The sequence below is a fragment of the Paenibacillus sp. FSL K6-1096 genome, assembly GCF_037977055.1.
In the GTDB taxonomy this organism is placed as follows: Bacteria; Bacillota; Bacilli; order Paenibacillales; family Paenibacillaceae; genus Paenibacillus_AQ.
In genome coordinates, this window is sequence record NZ_CP150274.1 from 377,908 (window position 1) to 402,763 (window position 24,856).

The 24,856-nt window shown below is 53.4% G+C and carries 22 protein-coding genes and 1 riboswitch; of the genes, 2 read left to right on the forward strand and 20 right to left on the reverse strand.

The genetic code is table 11. The features are described 5' to 3' along the window. Nucleotides 1-175: 175 nt before the first annotated feature. From MHI24_RS01615 to MHI24_RS01690, 16 genes are all read right to left on the reverse strand, one after another. Complete coding sequence (locus tag MHI24_RS01615) at nucleotides 176-982, reverse strand: ABC transporter ATP-binding protein (protein WP_340023819.1); 807 nt, start codon at nucleotides 980-982, stop codon at nucleotides 176-178. Between the two features lie 42 nt (nucleotides 983-1,024). Then, nucleotides 1,025-2,059, reverse strand: a complete 1,035-nt coding sequence (locus MHI24_RS01620; RefSeq protein WP_340023820.1) for an iron ABC transporter permease — start codon at nucleotides 2,057-2,059, stop codon at nucleotides 1,025-1,027. Further along, nucleotides 2,056-3,117 (reverse strand): iron ABC transporter permease, encoded by a 1,062-nt coding sequence (locus MHI24_RS01625; RefSeq protein WP_340023821.1) that lies wholly within the window; start codon nucleotides 3,115-3,117, stop codon nucleotides 2,056-2,058. The genes MHI24_RS01620 and MHI24_RS01625 overlap by 4 nt, the downstream gene beginning before the upstream one ends. A gap of 134 nt (nucleotides 3,118-3,251) precedes the next feature. Further along, the gene (locus tag MHI24_RS01630; protein ID WP_340023823.1) at nucleotides 3,252-4,289 is read right to left on the reverse strand and encodes an ABC transporter substrate-binding protein; all 1,038 of its coding nucleotides are present in this window, start codon (nucleotides 4,287-4,289) and stop codon (nucleotides 3,252-3,254) included. Nucleotides 4,290-4,457: 168 nt separating this feature from the next. Further along, nucleotides 4,458-6,275: an APC family permease gene (locus MHI24_RS01635; protein ID WP_340023824.1), complete on the reverse strand. Its 1,818-nt coding sequence runs from the start codon at nucleotides 6,273-6,275 to the stop codon at nucleotides 4,458-4,460. A 128-nt stretch (nucleotides 6,276-6,403) separates the two neighbouring features. Then, nucleotides 6,404-6,563: riboswitch (cyclic di-AMP (ydaO/yuaA leader) on the reverse strand. Nucleotides 6,564-6,747: 184 nt separating this feature from the next. Continuing rightward, nucleotides 6,748-7,182, reverse strand: a complete 435-nt coding sequence (locus MHI24_RS01640) for a disulfide oxidoreductase (protein ID WP_340023825.1) — start codon at nucleotides 7,180-7,182, stop codon at nucleotides 6,748-6,750. Further along, nucleotides 7,179-7,931 carry a DsbA family protein gene (locus MHI24_RS01645; RefSeq protein ID WP_340023826.1) on the reverse strand — a complete coding sequence of 251 codons (753 nt, stop codon included), beginning with the start codon at nucleotides 7,929-7,931 and terminating at the stop codon, nucleotides 7,179-7,181. The genes MHI24_RS01640 and MHI24_RS01645 overlap by 4 nt, the downstream gene beginning before the upstream one ends. A 92-nt stretch (nucleotides 7,932-8,023) precedes the next feature. After that, entirely contained in the window at nucleotides 8,024-9,949 is a 1,926-nt protein-coding gene (locus tag MHI24_RS01650; protein WP_340023827.1) for an ATP-binding protein, read from the reverse strand. 172 nt (nucleotides 9,950-10,121) lie between these two features. Beyond that, on the reverse strand, nucleotides 10,122-11,438 hold the full coding sequence (locus tag MHI24_RS01655) for a hemolysin family protein (RefSeq protein WP_340023828.1): 1,317 nt from the start codon (nucleotides 11,436-11,438) through the stop codon (nucleotides 10,122-10,124). 328 nt (nucleotides 11,439-11,766) lie between these two features. After that, the gene (gene gerQ, locus MHI24_RS01660) at nucleotides 11,767-12,177 is read right to left on the reverse strand and encodes a spore coat protein GerQ (RefSeq protein ID WP_340026580.1); all 411 of its coding nucleotides are present in this window, start codon (nucleotides 12,175-12,177) and stop codon (nucleotides 11,767-11,769) included. 154 nt (nucleotides 12,178-12,331) lie between these two features. Continuing rightward, the gene (locus tag MHI24_RS01665) at nucleotides 12,332-12,754 is read right to left on the reverse strand and encodes a cell wall hydrolase (RefSeq protein ID WP_340023829.1); all 423 of its coding nucleotides are present in this window, start codon (nucleotides 12,752-12,754) and stop codon (nucleotides 12,332-12,334) included. Between the two features lie 169 nt (nucleotides 12,755-12,923). Next, on the reverse strand, nucleotides 12,924-14,291 hold the full coding sequence (locus tag MHI24_RS01670; protein ID WP_340023830.1) for a serine hydrolase: 1,368 nt from the start codon (nucleotides 14,289-14,291) through the stop codon (nucleotides 12,924-12,926). Nucleotides 14,292-14,470: 179 nt separating this feature from the next. Then, nucleotides 14,471-14,866, reverse strand: a complete 396-nt coding sequence (locus MHI24_RS01675) for a DUF2500 domain-containing protein (RefSeq protein WP_340023831.1) — start codon at nucleotides 14,864-14,866, stop codon at nucleotides 14,471-14,473. A gap of 166 nt (nucleotides 14,867-15,032) precedes the next feature. Further along, the gene (locus tag MHI24_RS01680; protein WP_340023832.1) at nucleotides 15,033-15,209 is read right to left on the reverse strand and encodes a hypothetical protein; all 177 of its coding nucleotides are present in this window, start codon (nucleotides 15,207-15,209) and stop codon (nucleotides 15,033-15,035) included. A 204-nt stretch (nucleotides 15,210-15,413) separates the two neighbouring features. Then, nucleotides 15,414-16,706 (reverse strand): YCF48-related protein, encoded by a 1,293-nt coding sequence (locus MHI24_RS01685; RefSeq protein WP_340023833.1) that lies wholly within the window; start codon nucleotides 16,704-16,706, stop codon nucleotides 15,414-15,416. Between the two features lie 30 nt (nucleotides 16,707-16,736). After that, nucleotides 16,737-18,122 carry an amino acid permease gene (locus MHI24_RS01690; protein WP_340023834.1) on the reverse strand — a complete coding sequence of 462 codons (1,386 nt, stop codon included), beginning with the start codon at nucleotides 18,120-18,122 and terminating at the stop codon, nucleotides 16,737-16,739. Nucleotides 18,123-18,325: 203 nt separating this feature from the next. On the opposite strand from MHI24_RS01690, the gene MHI24_RS01695 reads away from it, so the two are divergent. Further along, the gene (locus tag MHI24_RS01695; RefSeq protein WP_340023835.1) at nucleotides 18,326-19,249 is read left to right on the forward strand and encodes an L-lactate dehydrogenase; all 924 of its coding nucleotides are present in this window, start codon (nucleotides 18,326-18,328) and stop codon (nucleotides 19,247-19,249) included. Between the two features lie 308 nt (nucleotides 19,250-19,557). Here the strand turns inward: MHI24_RS01695 and MHI24_RS01700 are convergent, their stop codons facing one another. Together MHI24_RS01700 and MHI24_RS01705 are read right to left on the reverse strand one after the other, a co-directional pair. Then, the gene (locus tag MHI24_RS01700) at nucleotides 19,558-20,487 is read right to left on the reverse strand and encodes a tyrosine-type recombinase/integrase (RefSeq protein WP_340023836.1); all 930 of its coding nucleotides are present in this window, start codon (nucleotides 20,485-20,487) and stop codon (nucleotides 19,558-19,560) included. After that, the gene (locus MHI24_RS01705; RefSeq protein ID WP_340023837.1) at nucleotides 20,484-21,422 is read right to left on the reverse strand and encodes a LysR family transcriptional regulator; all 939 of its coding nucleotides are present in this window, start codon (nucleotides 21,420-21,422) and stop codon (nucleotides 20,484-20,486) included. Before MHI24_RS01705 ends, MHI24_RS01700 begins: the two co-directional genes overlap by 4 nt. A gap of 118 nt (nucleotides 21,423-21,540) precedes the next feature. Here MHI24_RS01705 and MHI24_RS01710 point away from each other — a divergent pair, with 118 nt between their 5' ends. Then, nucleotides 21,541-22,821: an amino acid permease gene (locus MHI24_RS01710; protein WP_340023838.1), complete on the forward strand. Its 1,281-nt coding sequence runs from the start codon at nucleotides 21,541-21,543 to the stop codon at nucleotides 22,819-22,821. Between the two features lie 63 nt (nucleotides 22,822-22,884). Here MHI24_RS01710 and MHI24_RS01715 read toward each other — a convergent pair whose 3' ends face one another. Both MHI24_RS01715 and MHI24_RS01720 read right to left on the reverse strand, forming a co-directional pair. Next, nucleotides 22,885-24,258 carry a DUF4179 domain-containing protein gene (locus MHI24_RS01715; RefSeq protein WP_340023839.1) on the reverse strand — a complete coding sequence of 458 codons (1,374 nt, stop codon included), beginning with the start codon at nucleotides 24,256-24,258 and terminating at the stop codon, nucleotides 22,885-22,887. Then, entirely contained in the window at nucleotides 24,255-24,791 is a 537-nt protein-coding gene (locus MHI24_RS01720; protein ID WP_340023840.1) for a sigma-70 family RNA polymerase sigma factor, read from the reverse strand. The genes MHI24_RS01715 and MHI24_RS01720 overlap by 4 nt, the downstream gene beginning before the upstream one ends. Nucleotides 24,792-24,856 lie beyond the last annotated feature (65 nt).

Here is a 24,856-nt window from a genome sequence, read left to right on the forward strand (position 1 = left end):
ATGCTCCTAACTTCATATGGATGAGGATTGCGGGCCTCTACAGGCCGTAAGCTTACGCTTGCGCAACCACAACTTTAACAACGAACAGGCTCCGTTGTCAATGACAATGACAGGAGCCGATGGTTTACATCCATATTATTCCACGATGCTTCTGATTATACCCATACCGGCGGGACTAGAGCCCGGCTGCCTTGTAGGCCGCAAGCTCATAGGGCAGACACAGCGGCACCCCTGTCCGCGGATCGGGTACAATGTCCGCCTCAATGCCGAACACCTCACGCAGCACGATGGGAGTCATAACCTCCTGCGGGGAGCCCTCACTAATGACCTTACCGGACTTAATGGCTACCATGTGATGCGCATAGCGTGAGGCATGGTTCAGGTCGTGGACCACCATGATTACGGTCCGTCCTTCTGAGGCATTCAGCTGCTGCAGCAGTTGAAGCACCTCCAGCTGATGGGCCATATCGAGGAAGGTCGTCGGTTCATCGAGGAACAGAATATCCGTCTGCTGGGCCAGCGCCATTGCAATCCAGGCCCGCTGCCGCTGTCCGCCGGAGAGCCGGTCAATCGGCCGGTCGCGGAATTCGTTCATCCCCGTTAAGGTGATCGCCTCTGCGATAATGCTGCGGTCCTCCGGTGTCAGGCTCCCGAATCCCTTCTGATGCGGATACCGGCCATAGCTTACCAGCTCGGAGACGGTCAAGCCGTCCGGTGCAGTAGGGTTCTGCGGCAGAATCGCCAGTTGGCGGGCCACCTCTTTGGTGGACAGCTGGTGAATGGACTTCCCGTCCAGCATGACGCTTCCGCTCTTCGGCTTCATAATCCGCGCCATCGTCTTGAGAATCGTTGATTTTCCCGAACCATTCGCCCCGACAAGGGCGGTGATTTTACCGGTGGGCAGTGCCAGATTCAATTCCTTCACAATCATGGCCTCCGCATATCCAATGCTTAGCTGGTCTGTATTTAAACGTTCTGACATGGTGTACACTCCTTAGTATTTTGATTTTATAAATAACTGTTGTCAGGCCTTCGATTTTGCCAAAAGAAATAAAAAGTACGGGGCTCCGATGATCGCTACCACGATACCTGTTGGTACTTCAGCAGGCTGCAATACCGAGCGCCCGATAGTGTCTGCCGCAAGCAGCAGTAAGGCTCCAATCAGGGCAGCAGCCGGAAGCATGATCTGATGGCGCGGGCCGACCAGCCTGCGGGCCAGATGCGGTGCGATCAGTCCGACAAAGCCAATGCTTCCGCTTACCGACACGCAGGCTCCCGCAAGCGCAACAGCTGCCGCCAGCAGCCACCGCCGTTCCTGTTCGAGCGGCAAGCCCAGTCCTTTGGAGATCTCATCCCCCAGGTTCAGCACATTGAGCACCCGGGCTTTGTAGAACGCGAAGGGCAGCAGAATCAAGATCCAGGGAAGCAAAGCCAGTACAAACCGCCAGTCTCCGCCCCAGATTTTGCCGGCCAGCCAGATGGCTACGAACTGATAATTCTGCGGGTCCAGTCTTAACGACAAAATAAGCTGAAAAGCATTAATTCCGGCGCTCACGACAATCCCGATCAGAATCATCCGCGTCGGCGAGAGCCCTTCCTCACTCCTGTAAGACAGGAAATAGATCAGTGTTGCGGTAAGCGAAGCCCCGGCCAGCGCCAGCAGCGGCAGCACGAAGATGGGGGCTGCTGTAGTAGCCGGCACGAAGGAGATAAAGATCAGTACGGCGAATCCGGCTCCGGCATTGATCCCCAGGGTGGAAGGCTCGGCAAGCGCATTCCGCGACAAGCCTTGCAGAATAGACCCGGATACCGCAAAGCCTGCACCGATCAGCAGGGAGATCACAATCCGCGGCAGCCGGAAATCAAACAGGATCAGCTGCTGCTGCTTGGTGCCGTTGCCGGACAGAGTATGTAGAACTTCGAGCGGTGATAACCGCATAAATCCGGTATTCATACTGACCAGGAACAGAATGAAGATAAGTACGGCAAGTAAGGTTAGAATACTGATATCTCTGGAACGGCGTTGTTTTGCCGGGAGGATTGACAGGGTCCTGTTCATTGCAGCTCCCCCTTGCGTTTGCTGGCCAGATAGATGAAGAACGGTACACCGAATACGGCAATCAAGGCACCTATCGGTGTTTCATAAGGCGCATTAATCATTCTGGCCGCAATGTCGGCAACCAGGACCAGAATACTGCCAAGGACCGCGGAGCAGGGAATAATCCAGCGGTAATCTACCCCGACGAGATAACGCGTAATATGAGGAACCATTAATCCGACAAAAGCGATCGGACCGACCGTGGACACCGCCGCTCCTGCGAGGATGACCACGATAATCATCCCTGCAGCCTGTACTAGACGGGTGCGCTGGCCGAGGCCTGCGGCGACATCCCGCCCCAGACTCAATAGCGTAATCGAGCGCGATAGCATCAGCGAACCGATGAGGGCTGCCGCGACCCAAGGAAATATAATCTGCAGTTGCTTCCAGCTCGCTCCGCCAACCCCGCCGGCCATCCAGAATGCGATATCCTGGGAGAGGCTGAACAGAATGGCGATGCCCTGGCTGACCGCCAGCAGCAAGGCGCTTACTGCCGCACCGGCCAGAGTAAGCCGGAGCGGAGTCAGACCGCTGTGAGAGAGTGAACCGATTCCGAACACCAGCAGCGAGGCCACAGCCGCTCCAATGAAGCAGTACATCATGATGTACGTGAAGGATAACGAAGGTGCGAAGGCAAAGGCCAGGGCCAAGCCGACGCCCGCCCCGGCATTAAGCCCGAGCAGTCCGGAATCCGCCAGCGGATTGCGGGTCATACCCTGCATAATTGCCCCGGCCACAGCAAAGCATGCGCCCACCAGTGCTCCAGCGGCAGCCCGGGGAATACGCAGCTCCCGGATGACCTGATGCTGCGGCAGCTCCGGATTGAACCGGAAGACTGCCTCCCATACGGTAGCCAGCCGGATATCCGCTGCGCCAACCGATACAGATATCATCAGTCCGAAGAGAATCGCCGCTATTCCCAGCACGAGAATCGCTGCTGCGGCAGCCGGCCGCGAGCGGACACGTGTGTTTCCTTCATCAGAAGGAGCTTTCAGAGCAGAATCTGTGGATGAAGCCATTACCCGTCTCCTTATTATAGATGATTATGATTCTCATTATCGCAAAGATATGGATATTGTTCAACATTTAAAAGAGGCAGGCTCCTATATCCTGAGGATATAAAAGCCTGCACAATGCTCCGCAGATAAAGAACTTATTTTACAAAGCTGCTCAGAATATCATCGATGGTCTTGGAATTGGCTATAGGACCGCTGTACAGCCAGCTGGTATCTTTGCCGAACTCGTGAACATTCCCTGCCTTGACGGCCGGAATCCCCTTCCAGACAGCCCCCTCCGTAATCTCAGCTCCGTCTGCCTTGTCACTGTTCACCAGAATGATATGCTCAGCAGTCAGCTCAGACAATTTCTCAAGTGAAATCGGGTTCCACGGTGCTCTGGACTCCTCAGGAATCTCAGTCACCAGATTCGGAAGCTTCACTCCAAGATCGCCATACAATACCGCACCGCTGCTGCGGGTCTCATCTACGATGAAGAAGTTCTTTGACACCAACCATAGAACAGCTACTGAATCATCACCGATAGCAGCAGAGACGGCAGCTTTGGCGGAAGCAGCTTTCTGATCATAGTCTGCAATGACCTTCTCAGCTTCCGGAGTCTTGTTCAGCAGCTCACCGATCTTGAGCAAGGCTGCTCGCCAGTCACCGCTGACTTCATCGCCAAGTACATAGGTTGGTGCGATTTTGTTCAACTGGTCATAGAGACCGTTCTGAACTGTGCCTTCCGACTGGACGATGTGGAAATCCGGCGTGAAGCTGGTGACTGCTTCCAGCGGCAGATCATAGCTGATCGGCGGAACATCCTTAAGCTCAGCAGCGAGGTATTTCTGAGTACCATTCTTAGTAGACCATTGGGCAACCGGAGTCACGCCAAGCGCTACAAGATAATCCTCCAGATAAGAAGCAATGACGCGCTGAGGATTAGCGGGAACAGTCACCTGATGACCCATGGCATCCGTTACGGTCTTCTCCACAGCGGGTGCGGCAGTTGCTGCAGGTGCCGCTGAAGCCTCCGCAGCAGCTTCCATTGTTGCCGCAGGTGCGGTGGCTGCTGCATCGTTACTGCCTGCATTGCCATTATTATTTCCGCAAGCGGACAGCAGCAGTGTTGTGGTCATCAGTCCGGCCACCGCCAGCTTCACACTTCCTGATCCTTGCAGGTTGAACGAAAACATTGAGTACCCCTCCTGTTGTATGTTCCCCTCATGAATGGCAAAAGTCCTGTTACCTTTACCTTGTCTATACTGATGATATTGATTCTCATTCTCTCTGTCAACTATAAAAACGAAAAACAGCCGCCTCCGCACCACGCAGAGACAGCCGTCTTCATCGAATCTTCTATATTATTTGTGCAAATGGAAAGGTACAGTCGCAATAACTATATCCTTCTGATTCATCAGATAAGAGCGGATGAACAAGCTGGTCTGATTATGCAGCACCGCCTGCCACCAGTGCTTGGTCACGAATTGCGGAATGAGAACGGTAATATGGTCTGTAGCAGCGGTCTTCCACTCCACGGTATCGATAAACTTCACCAGCGGGCGGATGATGCTGCGGTACCGGGAGCGCAGCACGATCAGGCGCACGCCCGGGTTCCACTCCTCCCACTTCTGCTCCATCTTATGAATCTCTTCCTCATCGAAGCCTACATATACTGCAACCACATTATCCGTCAGCGACTTGGCATAACTGATCGAATGCAGTACGGCCCGGGTAACCCCGGCCACCGGCACGACCACAGTACTTCCCTTAATGCAGGGCTTGTCGGTAGCCGGACAGATCCGCAGCTGGTCGGCAATGTTCATATAATGGCGGTGAATCCGGTGGAACACGAAGATCACGACCGGCAGGAAGATGAAGGCCATCCAGACGCTGGAGAACTTGGTGATGATGAAGATCAGCGTAATCGTTAACGTGGTCAGCATCCCGACCGTATTCACGGCGAACTTGCTCTGCCAGCCTTGCGGCTTCGTCCGGTACCACTGGACCATCATCCCCAGCTGTGACAGGGTGAACGGAATGAATACCCCGACCGCATATAACGGAATCAGGCCTTCTGTATTCCCGTGAAACGCAGCTACCAGCAACGCGGACATAATGCCGAGGAAAATAATCCCGTTGGAGAAGCCCAGCCGGTCGCCGCGCACCATGAAGGCATGAGGCAGATATTTGTCTTTGGCGAACATGAATGCCAGCAGCGGAAAGGCGGAATAGGCTGTATTGGCCGCCAGGAACAGGATCACCGCCGTAATTCCCTGAATGAAGAAGTATAACCCGCCGCGGCCGAACGTGGACTCGGCAATCTGCGAGACCACTGTCGCCTTCTCATCCGGTACAATCCCGTACCAGTAGGCCAGCAGCGTAATTCCGGTGAACATAATGCCGAGAATCAGGCCCATCAGCATCAGCGTTTTTGCTGCATTTTTCTCCGCAGGGGCCTTGAAGTTAGGAATGGCATTGGAGACCGCCTCCACCCCGGTGAGCGCAGAACAGCCGGAGCTGAACGCCTTCAGCAGCAGGAACATGCTCACGTTCGAGACGGCCGAGCCAATCTCGGGAACGCTGGCATGGGTGCCGCCGGTCATGTATTTGAAGACCCCTGAGATAATCAGGACAAAGATCGAGACTACGAACAGATAGACCGGGATGGCGATGAAGGACGCCGATTCGGTTACCCCGCGCAGGTTGATAATCGTTAAGAGCAGAATAACGGATACCGCAATAAGTACACTATGACCATGCAGGCTCGGAAAAGCGGAGGTAATCGCATCCGTACCCGCCGAGGCACTTACCGCCACCGTCAGGATGTAATCGACCAGCAGCGAGCCTCCGGCCAGGAGGCCGGTATGAACCCCGAGGTTGCTTTTGGCGACAATATAGGCCCCCCCGCCCTGTGGATAAGCGAAGATCGTCTGCCGGTAAGACAGAATCAGAATGGCCAGCAGGCCCAATACGGCTAATGCAATTGGCAGGGAATACCAGATCGCGGTAAATCCGGCGGCGACCAGTACGATTAAGATTTGTTCTGTTCCGTAGGCTACCGACGAGAGCGCATCAGAAGACAGGACAGCCAGTGCTTTCACCTTGGATAACTTTTCATGATCGAGTTCGTTCGACTTCATCGGACGCCCGATCAATAGTCGTTTTACCTTGCTTACCATTGTAGTAACAGTTCCTCTCTTGGTTGAGTTGAATCGGGGTTCCGTGCGCTGTTTTCATAAGTGGATTTCATAAATGCAGGCACCAAAATAAGCATACGGAAATGATCCGCATGCCTAAGAGTGCATGGTCATTATCCCACTGTTGCTTACGAGGTTAGCTGGCGGATTCGGGCTGTGGCAGCCCTACGGTTACAGGTCCTGAAACCCGCTCCCGATTCACCCCTTTTGGCCAAGGCCAAAGTGTGGTTCCCCCGTTCTTCCTTCCGGAAAATTCAGCGCGTATTCAACTTCTCACAAGGACTAATATTAAGCTACAATGCCCCTTCCGTAAAGCGGTGAAACAAATGAAAAAAGAATGAAAAGCATCCAAAACCACCAAATCAATGATCCGGTAAGTCTAGATCTTTCATTCTCTTTCATTATCCCTTTAAGACGTGATTTTACAGGGTTTGTGAAGATATTTGTGCAGCACTTATTCTGCCGTTTCCTCTTCGCGGCCAGTCCATAGCAGAACAGCAATTAATGCAAATGCGATGAGGGCCAGCAGAGGGACGGTGATGAACCCGAACCAGTTCAGATAATCCTTGTTGCACGGGACGCCGATGGTGCAGGGAATCACCTTGCTGAGTGCAGGAATCTTCTGCTCGGCGTAATGATAGATGGAAATACTGCCGCCGATCAGACTGAGGGGAAGCACGTACGGAATGATCCGCTTGTCCGCCCGGTAGGTCGCGATCCCCAGCAGGAACAGCTGCGGGTACATGAAGATCCGCTGGAACCAGCAGAGCTTGCAGGGCTCATAGTGCAGCACCTCACTGAGATACAGGCTTCCCGCTACAGCCACTACACAGACGAACCAGGCCAGATAGAGACAATTGCGGCGGCAGAAGGCGGAGAAGCCGGTCATGGGGTTGCCGCAGCTCCCGCTGCTTCCTGAATCCGTGCATCAATCTCTTCCATATTAAACGGCTCCTTCACCTTGACTCCATTCACGAACAATGAAGGTGTATTCGTTACCCCGGAATCCGTTCCTAACTGAATATCCCGGTCGAGCTCCTTCTCATAGGTGCGTTCGTCAATATCCTTGCGGAGGACATCGTAATCTACCGGCAGCTCCAGCTGCTTGGCAAGACTCACCATGTAGTCAGGAGTGGCCCATTCCTTATCCTCGGCACCCTGATTCGCGTAGATGGCATCGAAGTATTTCCAGAAGGCCTCCTGGTTCTGGTGATAGACCGACAGCGCAGCGAGTGAGGCGGTACGGGAGTCAGGGCCGATAAAGGCCAGATTCACGAAGTAAAAGGACGCCTTATTCTGCTCCACATACTGCTGAACGATCTGCGGCTTAATCACTCCAGTGAACTGGGCACATGCCGGACACTTATAATCGCCGAACTCCACGATCTTCACCGGAGCATCCTCCTTGCCGAGCCGCATCATCTCGCTGTAATTAAACGAAATCGGAGCAGCATTGGAATCTGAGTCCGTGTCTTTGGAGGCGAGCAGATATAATCCGACAAAAATAATGATGACAATAGCTATCGTGCTCACGATCACAATTCTCGTCTTCTGCTTCTGCTGCTCCAGCTCTGCCCTGCGCTTGTCCTGCTTGCTCATTTGGGGAACCGTGACTTTATTCTTTTTCGTTTTGCTCAAAGAGAGTTCCTTTCCGTCCTCTGGACTAAGGTGATTAAAGTTCAGTTACTTTTCATTAGTATATAATTAAACCTCTGCTGTTGGCAAACCCATTATCCGGCTTCTGTGGCCCCGGACGAGGAGGCTCCGTCATCCCCTCTGTGGCTTCCAAAGAACACTTCTGGGGAATGCTCCAGCGACTGCAGTACAATCCGGACGATGAACCGGGTGCCGCCGCCTTCTGCCGGCTCCGCCCAGATCTCACCCTGCATCAGATCGACCAGCTTCTTGCAAATTGCCAGCCCCAGGCCTGTGCCGGGGTATTTGCGGTTGTGCGAGCCGTCCACCTGAGTGAACGATTGAAAGAGCAGCTTCAGCTTATCCGGCGCAATGCCGATCCCGGTATCACGCACCGTGAACTGGAGCGCCTGCGCACTCCCGCGGATGCCGTAGGATTCCGCTTTGACCGTAACAGAGCCGGAGGGAGTGAATTTCACGGCATTGCCGACCAGATTAATCAGAATCTGGCGGATTCTTGCCTTGTCTCCGGCATAATGGTCAGGCAGCCCCTCTTCAATCTCCAGATGAAGCGATACCGGCTTGTCTTTGGTACTGACCACGAACAGATCTACACATTCCTGCAGCAGTACCTTCAGCTGGAAGGGCTCCTTCGCAAGCGTCAGCCCCTCCGCCTCCAGGCGGGAGATATCCAGAATGTCGCTCATCACATGCAGCAGCGCATGGCTGCTTGTACTCTGCAGCTGCAGCAGCTCCAGCAGCCCCGGGTCCGTCAGCTCATCGGACAGCAGCTGGTTGATGCCGATAATTCCGTTCAGCGGGGTACGGATTTCGTGGCTCATGGTGGCCAGAAACTCGCTTTTCATCGTAACCGCACTCTCTGCGGCATCCCGGGCCTGAATCAGCTCCTGCTGATACTTCATCAGGGCGGTGATATCCTCGGCTACGATATAGACCAGCTGATCGGCATGATGCTGCAAGGGAAAGACGGTCACGCTGCAGACCATCTGCTCGCCGCCCTTGGTACGGATCTTCAGCTCCAGCTTGGACGACTGGCCGCGCGATGCACGAAGCACAGCCTCCCTGACTGCGTTCTCGTCCCGGTCACTGTATAAGATGTGTTTATAATCCCCCAGTTCCTCTCTTCCATACCCTGTCAAGCTGCGCAAGGAAGGATTGGCACTGATGATCTTCTTGCGGGCCGGGTCGATACACATCACCATATCCGGGCTATGCTCGAACAAGGCGGTATACCGCTGCTCATGAAATGCTGCCGACTGGATGATCCGCTGGCGGTCTCTATATAGAAGTCCGAGGACCACCGACACAATGAACAGAAAGGCTCCTCCCAGGATCAAGCCTAATACTGAATCCTTCAGCAGCGGAGTCTGCCCGGTGTAGAGAAGCGATTCATCAGCCTTGAAGACGAACCCGGCCATGGCTACATAATGGATGCCGGCGAACGAACCGGTCAGCGTGAACACCAGCAGCAGCTTTTTGACACTGAACATGTTATAGGAATTCTCCAGCCATTTAGGATCATAAGACGCAGTAACGACCGGAATAATCAGGGCGAACAGCACCGCCAGAATGAGCGAGAACGCTCCCTGCTCATAGCTGGCAGCCATCCGCATCGACCAGATGCCGCTGAAATGCATGATCAGAATGCCGCTGCTGAACAGAAGACCGCCCAGCCCCAGATAAGTCCGGCTGCGGGTCCGGGGATTATTAAGCATCACCAGCAGCATATAAGAAGCGGCCACAGGAATAATCAGGGAGAACGCCAGCAGGAGCAGATCATAAGACACTGCAACGTCCATATGCATGGCGCGCATTCCGAGAAAATGCATACTCCACAAGCCTGTGCCGAGCACTGCGGATATCAGTAGAATATAACGGGACCCCCGCCGGCCGCGGAGCATCCGTTCTGTCAGGTCCAGAGCGGTGAAGCAGGTCAAGAATGCAACGACCACGGAACAAAGGACAAGCAGATCATTGTACGTATTCAGTGTATGCTCCAAGCGCTCCCGCCCCTTTCCGTAGTCTGATGTAAGGTTCTCTTTTACACTTCCTTACCCGCCGCTTATCCTCCCGAATCGCTAAATCCCGCTTTTAGGCAGGAAGATTCTGTAAGAAACAGGGGCAGCAAAAAAGCACAGCGCCAACCTGGCGCCATGCTTGCAAAATGTAGTGTTATGCTCCGGCTTCCTCGGTCAGAAACTGCACCTTCAGCAGCTTGATCCGCGAAATCCGCTTATTGTCTGTTTCTTCTACAACAAACAGATGATTGTCGAACTCGACCGTCTGCCCCTTCTGCGGGGGATTGACCTCCAGCTTGGAATACAGCCAGCCGCCTATCGTATCGTAGTCATCGGTCTCCATATGAATGCCAAGCTTGTCGTTGATCTCCTCAATCAGCATCAGGCCGTCTACGGAGTACTCATCCTCCCCCAGCTGCTCGATTCCGGGGCGCTCTTCGTCGAACTCATCCTGAATCTCGCCGACGATCTCTTCCATAATGTCCTCCAGCGTTACCATCCCTGAAGTGCCGCCATATTCGTCAATGAGAATGGCAATCTGGGTCTTGGCACGCTGCATCACCTTAAGCAGACTGCTGATCTGAATGGATTCCGGTACGGTCAGGATAGGACGGATCAGCTCGTTATACCTCGGCGCCTGGTCACGGATCATATCCTTGATGTGGATGAAGCCGAGAATATGATCCTTGTCGCCGTCGCAGACAGGATAACGTGTTCTCATGCCGTCAAAGGCAATCTCCAGGTTCTCCTCCGTCGTCAGATGCGTGTTCAGACAGATCATTTCGGTACGCGGAATCATTATCTCCCTGGCCATGGTATCAGCAAATTCAAAGATATTGTCCACCAGGGCCATCTCCGTATTATCAATGAGGCCGCTCTTGTTGCTCTCCTGCATCAGAATGCGGATCTCTTCCTCAGTATGGGCCGTTGCCAGTTCCGAAGCCGGCGTCAGACGGAAGATCCGCAGCAGGCCGCGCGCTAATCCGTTAACTACCCAGATGAAGGGATACATGATACGGTAGAACACATTCATCGGTCCGGCCGTCAGCAGGAGCACTGCCTCCGCCTTATTCACGGCAATCGTCTTCGGAGCAAGCTCACCAAGCACGATGTGAAGAACGGTGATGAACATGAAGGCAATAATCAGGGAGATGACGAACACTGTGGTCTCGCCAAAGCCCAGGCCGGTAATCAGCGGTCCGACAATCGTGGCCACGGCCGGTTCTCCCAGCCAGCCCAGCGCCAGGGAAGCCAGTGTGATTCCCAGCTGGCACGCCGACAGGAAGCCATCCAGATTATGCACGATATAACCTGCCGCCGGTGCTCTCTTGCTGCCTTCCTCGATCAGCGACTCAATGCGCCCGATGCGCACCTTCACCATCGCATACTCAACCGAAACAAAAAAACCGTTAAGCAGCACAAGCAAAATAATAAGTCCTACATGTAATATACCGGGTAAAGGGTCGCTCAAATTATACTCCTATCCGCCGCAGTCTGTGCGGACGGATAGGCCCACCTCCTTCGTTTACACAAAATGTTAGACTGGATCTTACCGCCAGCTATTCCTTTCCGGATCAATTTCCCAAGTTCCTCAGCTCCTGACTGAATCACGAATTATAAATAATACTTTCATTATATAAATATATTAGGTGAAACAGCAACCATGCGTGTCCCCTCGAAAAATACAGCATATGTAAGTACGCAAGCATAAGAAACGGCTGACCGCCTTAAACAAAGGGGGACAGCCGTTTTTGGGCGATTCCATGGATAAACGGCGAAATATGCAGGATATGGGGCGTTTAGCCCTTTCGTCCGCCTACCGGATTTCCGATAACTCCGGGATACTGATACACCAGCGGCTCATCAAAGGTGGCATAGTCGAAGTTCACCATCAAGAGTACAATCCGCTGTCCGGTTGCGCGGTCGCTGATGATGATGTGGTCGCGTCCGGCCGCTTCCAGCACGCCTGTATAGACTTTGGCATTCCAGTCCTTGTTGTTCTCATAGGTGAAGTAGAAGGTGCCTACTTTGCCGAGATTGAGGCGGAAAATGTTCTCGACGTATGACTGTTCGTATGCCGGAGCGGCTGTAGAGACTACCATGCCACCTGGCGTCATCGGGCTGCCGCTGCTCACCTGCGGCGGTACCGCGCTCATTGAGCCCATAGTACCCATGGTGCCCATGCCTGGCATCATGCCCATTTTACCCATATTTCCGATATGTCCCATGTTATTCATGTTATTCATATTATTCATGTTGTTCATGGTGTCAGCAGGGTTGCTCCCCATCATATACGCTGCGGGGCGGTACGGTTGAGTGATCATGATCCAATTTCCCTCCTAATTGTAAGTAAAGGTGTTTCTTCTAATATACTGCCGGACAATCTCCCTGTGTCGGGGTGAAGAAGCAATGCGCCTTGAAGCGGCCGGTGTTCTGCTGATTGTACCAGGTCGCCGGGCAATCCCCGACCGGCCGGAAGAACCACAGCGCATTCGAGGCCGGCCAAGTCCGTTCCCCGTTAATCGCACGTCTGGCCAGCCGGATATCGGCTTCCCGGGCCCGCTGATAGAAGTAGCTCTTCTGCGGCGCCTCGAATCCCCCAGGGCTCTGATACACCATGTCATTCACACTGCGGATGTTGTTGAAATCCAGACAGTTGCCCAGAATCCGGTTCACACCGACATTTCCCACCATGAGCATCCCCAGATCCCCATCCTCTTCAGCCTCTGCCCGCATCAGCCTGGCAAGCACCCTTACATCCTCCGAGTTTGCTTTGATGACGGCCACGCGTTCTCCTCCTTACCTTTTTTTCATTGGCAGTCATGGAACCTAGCCAACTTCGCAAGCCTGCGCCCTGTTTCCTGCACGCTGTATTGTATGTGCATCCGCCCAAGTGGTGACAGTCCCCGCCCAAATTTATCCATGGTGTTATTCGTCAGCAGCACTCCATTAGGGTTCAGGTCTCACGATCGGCCCGTTCCATCTCACCATTGCTGCCAAAGTATAAAGACTGAACTCTTCCGTTCTCTTCCCTCACAAATTCCACTTCTACTAAGTCCTCACTAAAGAAAAAACGGGTGTCGGTCATGGGATACATTGTGAGAGTCATACCGTTATTGAATCGCATATAAAGCCGTTCGTGTTCCACAAATACATCAGCGATTATAACTTGCCCCCCCAATTCATTGTTAAACCGGTACCTCCCAGTATAATGCTTGTACACAGAGGGATCGATTTCAGCGATAATTCTCTCTGCCGAGGGCAGCGGAGGCTCGTAATCCTCACCGCACAGGATATGCTCCATCGCACCAACTACTTGCTGGATATACTGAAGGTCTTTGTCGGTGTTTAACAAAACAATGAGCGTCATGTCTTGATCAATATAACGTTTCATGAGGGTAGCATAGCCTGGCCATCCTCCATTATGGCTTACGACGCGCCCCATTCCCTCTTTTGTCTCAATAATCCATCCCAATCCATACTCGCAGGGTTCATCGCTGTCCAACCGTACTGGTGTAAACAACTCATCACGTAATGAAGCAACCAGGAAATCATCCCTGTACAGAGCCCGGTCTAATTTCAGAAGATCATCCAGAGTACTATTGACTGTGCCGTCCCCCTGAATTCCGTCTAAATACCTTACATAATCCAGTTCCTTCAGAGTATCAGGTAGTACAAAAGCCGCATCGTCAAAGGAATAAACAAAACCATAGGCGTAGCCGGGAATCTCCTCTTCTTCAATGCGCCGGTTGTATACTCTCGTATGGTTCATTTCTAAGGGTATGAAGAGTTGCTCCTTTAAAAAAACAGCAAAGGTCTGTCCGGAAATTAGTTCAATTAATAGAGCCAGGATTACATACCCTGTATTGCAGTACATCCATCTAGTGTTAGACGGGAATAATAACTTAGGCTTATACTGAATCAACATGTTTAACACGTCTTGATTCGTGGCGATGGCAGAACGGTCCCAATGCTTAGCAAACAATTCCATGTAATCCGGCAGCCCGGATGTATGCCCCAGCAAATGCCGTATTGTAATATCCGAATAAGGAAAATCGGGAATCCAGGCCGTCACCAAATCATCAAGTTCAACCTTACCGCTCTGATGCAGGAATACAATCCCTAAGGCTGTTATAGGCTTCGAAAGTGAAGCCAGCTCAAATACAGAGTCCACAGTAAGCTTTCGGCCGTTTCGAAAGTCCGCCAGTCCGATACTCTCCTTCAGCAACACTTCTCCTTGATCTGCGATTAAAAATGCACCGTTAATAGCATTCTGCTCACGAATAGATGTCAAAAAAGCCTCCAAATGCTCGCGCTTATTCATTATCAAGTTCCCCCTACATTGAGAATCATTATTATACGAGTCAACGAATTAATAAGTTTCATTAAACTGCTTGTTCGCTTGTCTGAGCGTTATCAGTTTAATTTGACAGCTATAAAAATACCCCACCTCCATAATGGAGCCGGGGTACATGCAACTTAATCAGGATGCCGATGATCTGGCTACTCCGCCGTAGAATAATGATGAGGGCGCCGCTGGAAGCCGCGGTACCGCGTGCCCTGGTAGGTCAGCAGCCCCCGGTCGCCCTCTGCACTGAGGCCATATTCCTGGCCGTCTACCTTGAACTCCCTCCGCACCCCATCCTCTGCCTCATACGTCAGATAATAGGTCGTGCTGGTCCGGCTGGAGAGATTGTCTTCCTGCGACTGCTGCTGGCGCACCTCGGTCCGCTTGCTTACAATGCGGGCGGGAATGGACTGCAGGGGGGCGTTATTGTTACGGCTCCACTGCAGCAGTCCCTTGCCAGCCGACACAGCAATGATCCCCAGGACCAGCACAAGAAAGACCGGCAGCACCGTTCCGGTAAAATCGAACATCCAGGACGGATCACTTCCCATAGGTCTCTTCCCCCTTTTTCCCAAGTATTGACTTCCCTGCCTCGGCAGGTGTCACTAATGTATATGCCTCTTGACTGCGAGACAGTATACATACTAAAAAGACCATTCAGGTTCCGGTTGTACGGAGGCCTAAATGGTCTTCTCTGCTGCCTGCGGAGCGGTTAGATTACGCATGTACAAGGTCTAACAATTGTTTGGTTTCATTAGCTTCTTCCGGCAGCATACCGTTGTCTGCCCAGCAGGCTCTGCATTGCTCTTCAGTCTGGCACAGGTGGGCGTCTTCGCAGTTATAGCACAATTGCAGCAGGTTTCTGGTCATATAATCCGTTTCAAAAGTTGTCATTTTAATCTCTCCTATTCGGGATGAAAGTTTGTGAAAAAATGAACTTGTTTTCTATGTGTTAAATATATCACAGGATTCAAAGTTTGTCATGTGATTTTTTTCACATTTTTAAAGAAAATTTTAAATAAGATTTTTTCTTATTAAAAAGAGACTGCCTGCATAAACAGACAGCCTCCCTTGGCTATATTACTACATTAACTGCAACTACATGACCCGCCAGCTTTCCCCGCCGCTGGTGGTCTGCAGCAGGATCGACTTGCGCTCCTCTTCCTTGGCAATCAGCAGCCAGCCCACATCCTTGGTGATGAACTGAAGCTTCACAATCTCAGGGTATTCCAGAAGCTTGGACTGCAGCACGCTGCTTGGAGGAAGCGCCGTCCAGCTCTGCCCCTGATTCACCGTCTTATACAGTATGTTGCCTTCGAGCGACCAGCCGACCTGGGAGTTCAGAAAGTCCGGGGTCATATGCCGGTTCACGCCGGATTGGGCCGGCCGTCCGAACTGGACGAACTTCCAGTTCTCTCCCCCGTTGGCGGTAAAATAACCGTTGTAGGTCATGCTGCCTTCCTTATCCTTCTGGCACCCGACCGGCATCCATCCCCCGGTGGCATCCCCCCCGAAGAATTCGGGAACCCCGGTAACCACCCGGTCACAACCGGCAAAGCTGTCATTGACGAGAAACTCGGGTCCGGCTACCCAGCTTGCGCCGCCGTCCCGGGTCATGAAGATCTTGGGCAAGGCTCCGGTCTGCAGAGTTACAAAACCGCGCTCCGCATTATTGAAGATCATACCGGTTGTCACACCGGCAAGCGGAATCGAGGTGTTCGGCAGATTCGGATTATACTGCTCGTTCTGCATGACCTGATTCCAGGTTGCTCCGCCATCCTTGGTTGCGTACAGCGCTTTGTTCTCTTTGGTGCCGCTGCCCCCCCATCGGGTCATCAGCCAGCCGTCCGAGCGTGAGCTGAAATAGATGGAGGCCAGCTGATTGGAATCCGGGAATGCAGAGATCTGCCAGGTATGGCCCCCGTCCCTGGTGCGCAGCACCACAGTTTCGGTGCTCCCGAACGAGCTTCTGATAATCCAGCCGTTGCCGGGATCGGTGAAGAAGATCTCTTTGCCGTACACCGGATTGGTCAGAAACTGCACATTGGTGGCCGGGGATATATTCGCCCAGGTCTTGCCGTTGTCCAGCGTCATATACATGCGCAGCTCGTTCCGGGTAACCCCCCAGGCCAGCCCTGCAGAAGAATTGAGCAGTCTGAAATCGGTAAGCCGGGTCTGAATCTGGTATTTCGGCGCAACCTCGTTCGTTACATTCTTGTTGTCAGGGGTGATGACTGTGATCATCTGCCCTTCCTCCGGTGTCTCAGTCGGCTGCGGAGGAAGCGTAGCTTCCGGCGGAGGGGACGATGAACATGCTGAGAGAACAAACAGCGCCATAAGCAGCATCAACACCGTCCACAATACCTTGGATCCTGTTGCTTTGAATGACAATGCTTTTCTCTCCTCTTCTTCGTTAATTCCTTATTTCTTCGTATTCAGATTGCTTCGCTTATACCCGTATAACGAATAGATGAACAGCCCGATGGCCACCCAGATCACGAAGCCGATCCAGGTCTCCCGTCCCAGGCTGTACATCAGGTAGCCGCAGATTGCGGCACTGAGGAGCGGAATGAGCGGAACCCAAGGAACCTGGAAGCCTCTTCTGAGATCAGTTTTCGTCCGGCGGAGCGTAATGACGCCAAGCGAGACGACCAGGAAGGCAAACAACGTTCCGATGCTGGTCAGGTTCGCCAGCCGGTCCAGCGGGACGAAGCCGGTCAGCACAGCAATAATGCTGCCTACCATCCAGGTGCTGCGCACCGGGGTATGCGTCTTGGGGCTGACCTTGGACAAGCTCTGCGGCAGAAGACCGTCACGCGAGATGGCGAACAGCAGCCGGGTCTGACCGAACAGCATGACCAGCAGAACCGTAGTCATCCCTGCGATCGCTCCAACCGAGATTAAACCCGCGATCATATTCTGGTCTACGAACCGCAGCGCGTACGAGACTGGATCACTGACGTTCAGGCTCTGATACGGCACAATTCCCGTCAGCACCAGGGAGACGGCTATATACAGCACGGTACATATGGCAAGCGATGAGATGATCCCGATCGGCAGGTCGCGCTGCGGGCGCTTCACTTCCTCGGCGGCCGTCGAGAGAGCATCGAATCCGATATAAGCAAAGAACACGGTGGCCGCTCCGTTCATGACACCATGAAATCCAAACGGCAGAAAAGGCGTCCAGTTCTCCGGCTTCACATAGAAAATCCCGGTGAAGATAAACAGCAGCACCACGGAAATCTTGATCGCTACCATCACTGTGTTGAAGCGGGCGGTCTCCTTGACTCCCCGTGTCAGCAGGTAGGAGATCAGCAGAATAATGATGACGGCCGGTAAGTTAATAAAGGTTCCCTTCTCCGCATTATACGCTCCAGACAAAGCTGTGGGCAAATGGATGCCGAAGCCTTCCAGCAAGCCCTGGAAATAACCGGACCAGCCGCTGCTGACTGCGGCAGCCGCAACCCCGTATTCCAGCACAAGATCCCAGCCCAGCACCCAGGCCAGCAATTCACCGAAAGCCACATAGCTGTAAGCATAAGCGCTGCCGGATACAGGCAGGGTGGACGCAAATTCAGAATAACACAGTGCGGAGAGCACACAGGCAATGCCGGCAATGATAAAGGACAGAATAAGTCCGGGACCGGCATGCTCCGCAGCCGCCACACCTGTCATAACAAAGATCCCGGTGCCGATAATGGCCCCGACTCCGAGCATGGTCAAATCAAGTGCGCCGAGGGTCTTGCTAAGCTTCTCCGCTCCTGCATTCTGGGGAATGGCCAGCGGTTTTTTGCGGAATAAATCCATACTTCAGTTCGCTCCTGTCAAATGGTTGAGTAGACAACATAAATACCTTTGTTAGCTTGTCCATTTTGGGGTAATGGATTAAATGCGGACAGCTTGAAAACACTATCCCTAGAGATTATGATGGATAAGATTGGACCGCAAGTGGAACGGCTCTGCCTTCCTGATCACCCAAATAAATTACAAATGCTGGAGGAGATTCAACCATGGCCCCATTTAAGCCCAATCGTGTCGTAGTGATCGGCACCGGCGCAGTCGGAACGACAACCGCCTACACACTGCTGCTGCGCAAACGGATGCCCGAGCTTGTACTGATCGATGTCAATCATCAGAAGGCGCTTGGCGAAGCGCTGGATATGAATCATGGCTTGCCCTTTGTGGGAGGCGTCAAGCTGTGGGCAGGTACCTATGAGGATTGCCGCGAAGCCGACATCATTATCGTCACAGCCGGAGCCTCACAGAAGCCCGGTGAGACCCGTATCGACCTGCTCCGCAAGAACATCTCGATCTTCAAAGACATTATCCAGAAAATTACGAAATTCAATCATCATGCCATCCTGCTGATTGCTACCAACCCGGTCGATATTCTGGCCTATGCCACCCTGAAGATCAGCGGCTTCGACCGCAGACGGGTCATCGGGTCCGGGACGGTGCTCGACAGCGCCCGCTTCCGTTATCTGATCGGTAAGCATAAGGAGATCGACCCCCGCAGCATCCATGGACAGATCATCGGGGAGCACGGCGATTCCGAGCTGCCGGTCTGGAGCCTGGCCAATGTCGCAGGCATTGATCTCGGCTTCGATGAAGCCGAGCGCAAGGAGATCTTCGAGGACACGAAGAATGCAGCATACGAGATCATCGATGCCAAAGGTTCTACCTCCTACGCCATCGCCCTGGCCCTGGACCGGATTGTAGCCTCCATCCTGAACAATGAAGGCTCTGTGCTGAATGTATCCACACTCCTGAACAACTATAACGGCGTATCCGATGTATTCCTCGGCGCACCGTGTGTCGTTGACCGCACCGGCGTCCGCGAGGTGCTGGATCTTCCGCTCAGTCCGGAAGAGCAGAGCCTCTTCCAGCAGTCAGCTGACAAGCTCAAGAGCGAGATTGCCAAGCTGGAGCTCTAGGAGCTCTAATTGCCCGGCATGGACAGACCAGCCGCCAATCTATTCAGATTGGCGGCTACCAGTGCTGCTCACGAACATGCTCCCTTCAATCAGCCGCGAAGACGCGTTAACCGATTGAAGCAAAAATCGGCAAATCCCCCACATGGTTCCTGCATTTATCCTGCATTTTTCGTCGTGATTTTGGCCCTTACCCATGTTAGCAATTCATAAGGTGGTTGTCATCATCAAAATGCACACACGGCACAATTTATGTAGAGGTTATGAACAAAAGTTCATAGTTGAAAAGGGGGGCGGACAGACAAAACCTGTTATACGTTGCCGCCGCCCTGGTCCGTGAAGCTAATCTGCAATCTCGACATCGCTTCTTCCTTCTCCCGGCTGGTTATATGTGTGTAGACAGTAGTCGTCTGTATAGATGAGTGGCCCAGCAGCTCCTGAACGGTCCGCAGGTCCGCTCCCTTGCGCAGCAGCATGGTGGCGAAGGAATGCCGCAGCTTATGGCTCGAATAGGCACGCTGCTGGGACGGCGGGACCTCACGCTGGAAGCGGCTGAAGGTATCCGCAGCGATGCCCTGGATTCCGCGGATTGACAGCCTGCGGCCTTTCTGTGAGATGAACATCGCTTCCTCCTTACTGCGCCAAGGCGTCAGCCGGTCGGCCAGCGCCTGGTCCAGATAAGGGGCAATATCCTCCGGGACCGGAACATTCCGCCATTTCCGCCCTTTACCGAAGACCCGCAGGGTGCGTCTGTCTATATTATAATCACTCAGATTCAGGGTATGGACCTCCCCCACCCGCAGTCCCATATAAGACATCAGCAGGAAGACCGCCAGGTTGCGGCTCCGGTATTTGCCGTCCACTGCTGACAGGAAGCGCTGCAGCTCCGCCTCCTCCAGATAGACCGGCTCCCGGTTCTTCTCGGTCCGGGACTTCTTGATTCCGGCGGCCGGATTATGGGCGAGCAGCTCCAGCTCGGTTAATGCCTTGAACAGGCAGCTTACCGAAGCATGCTTGCGGTTACGGGTGGCATCGCTTACCCCGCGTTCGCGGACCGAGGTCAGGTAAGATACCACATGCAGCTTCTTGACACTCGCCAGCTCTTTTCCGTTCAGGCTCGCCAGGAACTCCCGGGCATCCGCGAGGTAAGATTTCCGGGTATACGCAGTATATCCGGCGTCCTTCATCCAGATGACAAAAGCCTCCAGCTCTTCTTCATAATTCTGCTCCAGCTCATTCATCCCTGTATAACCCCCTCTCCCTCAGCCCCTCTTAAGTCCGCCGATCTCCATAGCGCTGCGTGTTGCTCTATGGTTCTGAGAAACTCGCTGAGCGCAGGTGACTGCCACTTCTTGTTGTGATAGACGACCTGGGTCGCCACCCGCTGTGACTGGTCATCCCAGTTCAGAAGCGCCAGCTTGCCTTCCGCCAGCTCCCGCTGCGCCGTAATCAGCGGAAGGAAGGAGATGCCAAGCCCGGCAATGACGCACTGCTTAATGGCCTCGATGCTCCAGAACTCCAGATTGGGATCAGGAAATACACCATGGCTGTTCAGATGTCGTTCAAACAAGGTGCGGTAGGTGCAGCCGCTCTCCGTATGCAGGATCGTTACATTCTTAAGATCAGGCGGGGTTACCTCTGCCAGCTCCCGCAGCGGGTGATCCAGCGGTGCCACCAGCGCCATCGCTTCATGGATCAGTGTGGTTGAGTACAGATCCTTATACTCTGTCTCCGGCTGCAGCAGAAAAGCGAGGTCCAGCTCCCCGGAGCGTACGAACTCCGTCAGCTCCCAGCAGGCGCCCGGCTTCAGCATAATCTGCACCTGCGGATAGCGGCTGCGGAAGTCTTTGATAATTCCGGGAAGCCGGAAGGCGGCCAGCGACTCTGGCGCGCCAATCCGCAGCGAGCCGGCAATCTCCGTCTCTGACCGGAGCGCTTTCTCCGCCATGGTGTGGATGCTTTGAATTTCCTGGGCGTACGGCAGCAGACGGCGGCCGGCATCGGTCAGGATGATTTTTTTGCCGATCCGGTCGAACAGCGGCTGCTTAAGCTCTGCTTCAAGCGCCTGGATCTGGGCTGTAATGCTGGACTGGGCGTAATCGAGCTTCTGGGCCGCGCGGGTGAAGCTGCCGGTCTCCACGACTACCAGAAAGGTGAACAGATGCTTGGACTCCATAGCGCTCTCCTTCCATCCATCGGAATAGCAGATGGATATTATAGAATAATTCCGTTTTTCCAATGGATCTATTATCTGATACTCTAGGATCAAATACAAGGAAAGCAGGATTATTCTTATGAAAGACAAACTATCATTACAGCGCAATATCGGGATGCCTCAGGCCATTGCCCTTTATATCGGTGCTGTATTGGGTTCAGGAGTATTGATCGTTCCCGGTCTGGCAGCCGAAATGGCCGGCCCGGCCTCCCTGCTGGCCTGGGGCTTCATGTCACTGCTGATTCTCCCGCTGGCCCTGTCGATGGGGCTGCTCTCTGCGAAGTTTCCGAATGCCGGAGGGGTCTCGCATTTCGTAACCCTGGCCTTCGGCCCGAGGGCCGGGGCACTGGTCGGCTGGTTCTTTCTGATGTCCGTTCCGATTGGCGCTCCTGTGGCCGCCCTGACCGGAGCCGGATACATGACCGCGGCCATGGGCTGGGGCAACCCGGCAAGAATCGCCCTCGCCGCAGGCATGCTGGTCACCGGACTGGTCACCAACTGGCTGGGCATGAAGGTTGCCGGCAAGGTGCAGATCGCCGTAGTTATAGCTATTGTTGCGGTTCTGGTCTTCTCGTTTGCCGCTGCACTGCCTGGGATGGAACGCGCTCACTTTACCCCCTTTGCCCCTCATGGCTGGATCAGTGTCGGTCAGGCCGCCGCGATTCTCTTCTGGTGCTTCATCGGCTGGGAGGCTGTGTCGCATCTGTCTGAAGAATTCAAGGACCCGCAGCGTGCTGCGGTCAAGGGTGTGAGTATTGCCGCCGTCATTGTCGGCGTTCTCTATTTCCTGTCGGCGCTGGCCACAGTCGGCACGCAGAGCTATCTGCACGGCGGGGCGGACGCTTCCCTGCTCTGGATCATCAGCCAGCCGCTGGGTGCATGGGGCGGCTTCATCGCCGGACTGACCGGGCTGTTCATCTGTACGGCCACGATTATTGCCTATGCCGGCGCTGCCTCTAGGGTAGCCTATGCCCTGGCCCGGCAGGGAAATGCGCCAAAATGGATGGGCCGCCTGTCCCGGCGTTATCAGACTCCCGTTGGGGCAATCAGCTTCCTGACCGGATGCTTCACCCTGGTGTTATCGCTCTATGGAAGCGGTCTGGTCTCCATCACCACGCTGATCACCTTTCCCAACGCCACCTTCATTCTCACTTATATCGGGGGCTGCGCTGCCGGTATCCGCCTGCTGCGCGGCAGCCGCCGGGGAGTCACGATCAGCTGGATTTCTTTTGCCGCCACGGTATGCGTATTTCCGTTCACCGGCTGGGCGATTCTGTACCCGCTGGTAATTACGGTAATCTTTGCCGGAGTGGTCTATCTGAGGGATGGAGCGAAAAGCCGGGGAATAATAGAACAGTAACTTCACTGCTATCGATAAATAGGCCGAACCCGTCTATACTGGAGAGTTCGGCCTATTTAACAGTTATTTGTTCCACTGAAGAGGGATACGAAGACGGAACTGCTGTGTATCCTTCGTATAAGAGAAGGAATTAGCCACAATTTCGAGCTGATCGGATGGCTGTACCGGCGGAAAAATCAGCTTAAAGGCTAATTTATCCCGGCTAATGCGCACCGGCTGTCCTTTGGGGAAGATCGCTTGCCCCTCTTTTTCCTTCAATCTTACCGGAGTATTCTGGCTCATGAACTGACTGGCCTCATAGTACACCACGGTCTGTTTCTCCTCATAATCAACAGAAGTAACCTTTACCGTTCCTCCTTCATCTCCCTGCAATATTATAGGGAAAGATCCATTCAGGCGCTGACGGTCCTCCGATTGCTTCGCTTCTCCATTTTTCGGGGGTTCGGTAACGATCAGGGTCATATATGCCGGCTTAGGATTGAACGCTGTCAGCGGTGAGAAGTTGAAATAATAGTAGTCATTAGTTGCTCCTCCACCCTGTTCCGAATACAAGGTTCCAATATCATCTTCAAGCATCACGTTCAGCATCTCACGGGGATACTGATTCCGCACAATCACCTGTGTATTAACCGGACCAAGAATCAGCTTCTCCAGCGTATATAATGAATTCTTGTAGGTAAAATTCAGATCCTTCGGATACACCGTAGAGGTCAGTGCCTCACTCTTACTTGCATCCAGCGGGATAGTGAGATCCCAATTTCCTTTGGTAACACCGATTGCACTAATGGTCATATCCAGCGTTAACTGACCGGGCAGGTCCTTATCTCCAAAAGATTGCCTGGTGGTCCCTATAAAAGTGTGGTCTCCTGTAATCGTGAAATCGTGTGTGGAAATAGACTGCGGTTCATGTCCCCTCAGATTGAGGCTATAGTAGACTTCCGCGTCCTGGTCTGTAATCGGCGGTGACGATTCCGGATAAGTCACCTCGTAATTAAGCACCAGTTGAATACCGTCATAATACACCTCTGCCATCTCAAAAGTAATTCCTTGATCCGAAGCCTTTATACCAACAGGACTGCTAAGCTGCTTCTGCTCAATGACTTTGAAATTCGCCGTGTACACATCTTTCGCGTACAAATAATCGAAGAACGGAATGACACGCAGTGCTTCAGCAACCGGGGGCGAGATGAATCCAATCCCCGTGATTGATCCGGCAGTAACAGCCAGCGCAGCTGTGGCACCGATGATCCACTTTTTAAACAGTGAGAACTGGCGGTTATCTCTTCTCCCTTCCGCAATCCCTTCAGTATGTAGTCTCCATAATTCATCAAAATGAACAGAAGAAGGCATACTGTGTATCATATGTTCAGCTTCCTTCTGTAATTGTGCGGATAATCCGCCCGATTCTGCATCCAGTCTGTCCTTAGATGTTGTCACTTGATTCCCTCCTTCATCATCACCAAAGCCGGGTCAAGCTCGCCGCAGTCTCTCAGCTTGTTCAGCGCCGCATGTAATCTGGACTTGCAGGTCCCCAGCGGAATGCCAAGCACCTCGGCGGTCTCGGGCAGCGACAGTCCGGCATAGTAGTGTAGAGTGACCACTTCCCGCAGCTTCGCTGACAGGTTGCTGACGGCACTCCATAGTTCCAGCTGATTCTCGCTGTGCAGGGCAAAGCTCTCTGCCGAATGCTCCGCGCCCTTCTCCGGGACCCCGGCAACCAATCTCATCCAGGTGAATCGGCGCAGATGATTGCGGGCCATATTGATGGCAATCCGGTACAGCCATGGCCTCAGCGGCCTGGAGGAATCATACAAATGGTATTTGGCAAAAGCACGCAGAAACGTCTCCTGGGTAATATCGTCGGCCAGCGCCCGCTGCTTGGTCATCATAAGGGCAATACCATAAATGTAGGAGGAGTGGGCTTCAAACATATCTTTGGCTTGCTGCTCTGTGATGGGATAATCCTTCACGCTCTCTTCCTCCCCTTTCTTACTGGATATACGCTTTGACCCGGGCGATCCGTTCGATTTACGTT